General features: G+C 48.8%; 3 protein-coding genes. All 3 read right to left on the bottom strand.

Annotated elements, in window-relative coordinates:
- Positions 1 to 2,000: DUF6443 domain-containing protein (locus J2X31_RS18130; protein ID WP_310029001.1), on the bottom strand; the 2,000-nt coding region annotated here is incomplete at its 3' end.
- A gap of 5 nt (positions 2,001 to 2,005) precedes the next feature.
- Entirely contained in the window at positions 2,006 to 5,296 is a 3,291-nt protein-coding gene (locus J2X31_RS18125) for an RHS repeat domain-containing protein (protein WP_310028999.1), read from the bottom strand.
- A partial coding sequence (locus J2X31_RS18120) for a T9SS type A sorting domain-containing protein (protein WP_310028996.1) occupies positions 5,286 to 5,837 on the bottom strand: 552 nt, incomplete at its 5' end. The genes J2X31_RS18125 and J2X31_RS18120, both read right to left, overlap by 11 nt.

Genomic DNA, 5,837 nt, shown 5'->3' with positions numbered 1-5,837 from the left:
TCCGTCAGCCGGTTCAAATCGTCATACACATAGCCGTACTTCCTTAACGTATTGTCCCCATAAGTACGCCAGAACGTCTCGGAGATGTTCCCGTTGTACAAGGGCTCAACTGCACCTTGAACGCTGTTCTCCACCGTATTGTAGTTCAGCTTGAAGGCAAAGAGATCGGCGGGATCCCCCTGCTGGGAAAGCGAAAGCACATCGTTGATCCCCTTGAGCCAGCCGCGGATGTTGTAGGTGTAGTCCACCTTCTGCAATCCAACTGGAGTAGGAGATACGGCACCTCCCACCTTCTTGCTCTTGAGCTGTCCCAAAGCGTCGTATTCGTTCCTTGCTATGAGCTCCTCCGTACCACTGTTGATCTTGTGCTTGTGCTCAAGGAGCCTCCCTTGGTCGGTATAGCTGTAGTAGTCGTTCACCACAAGCGGGCTCGACCCGCTCTCACGCCTGTGCGAGACCTGGTTGTGCAGTACCTTGCCCTCAAAGTCATATTTTGTAAAGGTAAAATCATATCCCACAAGGTGGTTGCGCTTGAAAGCAAGTATCGGCCTGCTCTTGTGGTCGTAGAGCGTATAGGAGCGTTCATCCCTATAGAGGGTCGAGGTCTCCAGCACCCTAACCCAGCTTCCAGTGGCAAGACCCTTGGGCTTTACCGTACGGTTATAATAAACATCCTGCCCAAGGGAAGCCGTAGGCAATGCCACAGGAACCCACCCCGTCGAGGTGGTAAAGTCATAGTCGTCATAGTAGTTGATTGTCAGCAGGTGGTAGCCTGCCGTGGGCTCAGCAACATTGGTATAGTTGAAGGCAACACCGTTGATTGTCGTGTTCACGGCTGAAGATGCTGTTCTCTTCTCGCTTATCGCTGTGGCTGTAGCGGCATTGTATACTACCTGCAAGGCATTCCTTGTACTGCCTGTCACAGTGGCCTGCTTCCAAGCCGTCAGTATCGGGCGGCTGAAGGCGTCATACTTGGTCATCAGCCACCCCGGAGCCGTGATGTTACTGAAAGGGGAGTTGGCAGGTCCCGTGGCCACCACCCTGTCGAGCTTGTCATAGACGATAAATTCCCATTGCTTGCCCGGCAATTTCTTCTCCACCAGGCGGTTGCGTGAGTCGTATTTGTACTGGTAGCAAAGTCCCTCCAGTACTGCGGTAGAAGTGCTTCCGTTTGCCAACGGCGGTATCACATAGGTCAGGTTTCCAAACTGGTCATAGACATAATAGGTGTCGTGGGCTTGGCCGGCATTATAGGTACGCTTGAGCACTATCTGTCCCTGCTTGTTCTTGAATTCTTCAGTGGTATGGTTCGAGGAACCTGTCACCCAGTTCTCATCCTTGGTCACCGTCTTATAGAGCTGGTTGGCCGCATACGTGGGCGGTGATGGTGCGGCCGCAAATGCAATATCATACAATCCGTTTCCTGGATTCCAGGTAGCTACAGCCCTGAAGACCTTCACTTCGCCAGCCGTATTGGTGTGGTAGCCAAACTTGATGGTATGGTCCGCATCACTCAAGGAGTTCACTGCCCAGTCAGCCCCGGGAGCCCCCTGCTCCAAGACCCTGTTCAGGGGCGAGTCTTCAAATCGCTTTTCCGAAAACAGGTGAGGAATGTCGGTGGGATGATACGCAGCATAATAAAGATTGGAGGTATTCAGAAGCATATCGTTGTCCCTGTACTCCATGTTGCTGTTGCCCATGGGCAGGGGAAGATAGTCGTGGGTCTGCCTGCCAAAATTGTCATACTTGATAGGCGTTACAATGTCGGTTCCCGTTCCAGACTGCCGGTGGGCAACCTGCTGCATAGGACGGCCAAGGCCATCGAAGTAGGTAACGTTGACTGATTTCTTCGCATCCGTAACATCACCAGTGCCGTCTGTGGCAGTAATGCCGTTCAGGGTTGGAACCTTGTATGCAGTACTCTTTACGTAATTCTGGTTCGTACTCTGGGCCGATGCCATTGCAGGCAAGAGCAATATAATATATAATAGCTGTTTCATGCTGGCTAGTTTTGTGTTCTGTAACGGTATTGGTTCTCGCTGAGTATGTTGCCATCCTTGTCCTTGACAAACTGCAGGCGGTTGAAGCTGTCATAATGGTAGGTGATCTTGTCGCCCTTGGGGTCGGTGATGCTAGTTATGCCAACCAAAGGTTTGTAGGTGTAGGTGGTGACCATGGCATCGGGAAGCGAAACTCTAAGACTGTTGATGGCCGTCAGGTCGGTTTCATTAACCAAGGTAAGATCCGTCACCCCCAAGGCAGTTTTGATCTCTGCATTGGTGGCATTCTCGATCTTGGCGATGGGCTGTGTCTTGTTGTAGCCCCAGATATAGCTGATTTTGGTACCGCCTGCCTGTTCCACCTCAAGCGGATTGCCTGTGGTGATGTCCAAGGCGTTGTATTTTACACGCGGTTCTGTTTCAGCCCCACCCTTGCTGGTCTTGATGACCTCGGGAGACAGGTGAAGTCCTGCACCGGGATCCCAGTCCTTGTAAAGCGTCTTGGTTTCTGAAAGCTTCTCCCCTAAACCAGAAAAGACAGAGGTGCTGAGCGGCGGAAGCAACCTGTTGGCTTCAACAAGATCAGTCCTTTGCGGTTCCCCTGCCATGCCTGCATCCTTTGCATAATTATAGCGGGTCTCCACAACGCTGCCATCAGAAAGGTTGTCGCTCTTTTTTGTCATCTGGTGATGTACTGGAGAATCATGTGTGAATATCGACTTCCTTTCTGCAATATTGACGGTCGACGAACCGTCATAGAAATAATCATATACAATGCTCTCGCTTAGATTCAGCCTCCCTGCATAGAAATAGGCAAGCCTGTAGGTGTCCGGTGTTGGTGTACTGACTATCGGGAAGCCATTGGCAAGAAGTGCATAGTGCCCTGATTTTATAATGGGTATTCTATACTTTTTAAAGCTAGCGAGATATTCGGCATAAGGTTCATCCAATGGATCTGGATTTTCCAATACTAAAGGGTCAGATATTGGTGAGTTAGAATTGTTATAATATACATATTTGTTTTTGACCTTCTTTTCCAGACGGTACTGGTTGGTGCCTGTGCTGCTGAAGATTTCAGTTTCCAGAGGCAGTCCCCTGGTCCATTCCATATCATTGGGAGTATGGTAGGGCCACCTGTAGAACGTACCGGTGTCCTTGAAATTGGTAAAGGTATATACCGTCTTGCCGTTGTTTTGAGAATCGATCTCCGTAATCTTTGAATAGCCCAACGCACCGTTATTGACCGAGCTCATTGGTGAAGTGCTCATGTTGGAGGTGGCAAGCATTCCTACACGGAATTTCTGATAATAGTTCGGTATAGAAAATACCTTTCCTGTGGAGATCCCATTCTCCTCATAGAAGAACTCCTTTTTCAAATGCACAATCGATCCTTCTCCCTTGGTAATCTTCTTTATCCTCTTTCCTCCCGCAAGGAGCTCCTCCGGATCGGTACTCAGTCTCCATTTTAAAGATACAAAATAGGATTTATACTGCCAATCAAAAGGAGAAGCTATAGCACCTTTTGGGGTAACCTTTACCATATACGTACCCGGGGCCATACTAAAGGAATATCGTCCAAGGGGAAGACTATGCAAAATTTGTTGTCCTGATGAGTTCAATATAAAGATTTTATAGATGCACCCGCTGGAAACTATTCCCGGGGGGCAATCCGTGTCAGGAAACTGGACCCAGACATCTAAAATCACATTGGCAGTGCCATCAATTGTAAAGCTATCGGTATAGCTGTCGTTTACAACAGGAGGCCCATCATTGACCATCCCAAAGCTTTGTGGACTCATTGGATTGTTGTGCGTAATAGCAATCTCATCCATAAAATCAGGAGGCGCCACCTTATTCTGCTCGTATTCAAACCTGCTATAACCTCCTGTGGGGTATATTATTTCTTTCAACATTCCAGCCTCAACTTTGTCCGTATGGACTATCCTTCCATAGGGACGTAAAACATTTGAAACATATTGTGCACCGCCGATGCCATTAAAATAGCCCCAGTTGTCGATCGAGACCGAATGGCGGTTGGGAAGCGGAAGCGGGTTGTAATTGAAGTCATGGACAAGTGTTTTCTTCGGGATAGAGCTATCGGTCTCGGCTATCTTGTCCAGGAACAGGCGTTTCTTGGCGTGGGCATCAATAAAATCCAAATAGAAAAGCACATCATTGTTTGGTGATGCGGTGGTGTAGAAATACTCCAGCGTGAAGCTCTTTATCGTCAGCCCTTGGCTGTTCTCAACCCTTATATGTTTCAGAGGATATCCGTTATTAAGGTCCTGCCTCTCTACAGTATCGGGCGTAAAATATACCTTGCCTCCCCTAAAGGATATGCTGCTGAGCTGGTGCTGATACATCTCATTATAGGAAAAGAGTGTCTTGGGAATCCCTCCAAATTCATCTGCATCCTTTGTATAATAGTTTACCAGCTCCCAGTTATAGGTAAAGCCGACAACGTCCTTCTGTGGCGTTTCTATGCTCGTCAGGTACCATGCATTAATTTCCTTGGCACTGGAAAGGGCTTCCTGTGCACCTATTGAGTTATCTAGAAGCAGGCCTCCTCCAGTAACATGGGTGAAAATATATTTTTGGATATCATACGCAGCATCCTTGGCCGTAAAGGTATATTTTATGCCCTGCTGGTCGGTAACCAACCAGCTGGTTATCTTTGAGAAGGTGCCTGGAATTTCAAAGACAGGCTCTATCTTTATGTCATCGGCTTTCTGCAGGACAGGTTTCTTTGTAACGTGATCAAAAATAAATTTTCCTGAAAACCCCATAAAGTTAAACATGAAAAGGTCCGGCTCCAGATCCTGCTTTGAAGAACCAGCTTGTGATGACATGCTATGGACTAAGGCTCTTGTTGCCGGATTGGTAAAGAAATCGGAGGTGAATTTTTTTGCAAGATATCCCCTGCCTGAGTGGTGGTCATCGGGCATGTCCCTTGCCTGGCGCGTTATCAAGCCTCCGGCATTCAGTGCCCAGCCCGTTCCAACCCTTGAGGCGATTTCTGCAACCTGTATTCCCTTTGCATGGTAGGAAAGACTTATGGGCACCTGGACACTGCCTGCATCTATGGTATAGATCGGAATACTGATGTTGGGAAGCCCGTTGTAATGCGAGACGGGCATGTCCACAAACTTGGCCAGGGATGTGGCCTCTGGCGAGGGAGGGATCACATTTGGCAATTGCTGTGCCATAAGCTGGCTCGAAGCCAGTGCTGTAAATATTGCAATACTGTATATTCTTGTTCTTATATTCATCTCTTGTCTATTTATCTTAATTCTCATTCTTAATCACCTTAACACTCCCCTCACCATTGTTCGTCACAATGTTCACAATATAAACCCCCATCGGATACCCCGAAAGGTTCACCGGAACCGTCCGGCTGTCAATGGCAAACTTCTGCAGTTCCCGACCCCCGATGTCAAACAACCGTGCCGTGCCGGTATCAAAGTCAAACCCAACGATCACATTCGTATAGCTCACCACAGGGTTCGGTATCGCCTCTATCTTCACCTTCTCCTTCAGCGGCTTCTCCCTGTCCTTGAGCTTCACCACCCAGAAATCCTTGCCACCGTAGTTCATCTTTTTGTCCCGTGAGATCTTCGCTCCCGGCTTTGGGCCGAGGTTCTCCACTGCCGTGGCACCTCCCTGTCCTCCACCTGCACTGCCTCTGCCAGAGTTGGATGGGTTCAGCAGGCTGCCTGTTGGCGAATTCACACCAAGCTTGAAGGCCGAGTCGTTGTTCCTGCCGATGGCATCGTTTATCCCTTCTGTTGCAGAACTTATCTGTTCGCCTACTGCATCATTTACCCGTGCGGCGGTATC

The organism is Flavobacterium arsenatis, assembly GCF_031456785.1.
Lineage (GTDB): Bacteria > Bacteroidota > Bacteroidia > Flavobacteriales > Flavobacteriaceae > Flavobacterium > Flavobacterium arsenatis.
The sequence above is the reverse complement of the archived record's forward strand: the minus strand, read 5'-3'. Positions and strand labels throughout refer to the sequence as shown.

Bases quoted from the DNA above. Each gene is read 5' to 3' on its own strand.
- J2X31_RS18125 (WP_310028999.1), bottom strand. From the start codon at position 5,296: ATGAGAATTAAGATAAATAGACAAGAGATGAATATAAGAACAAGAATA.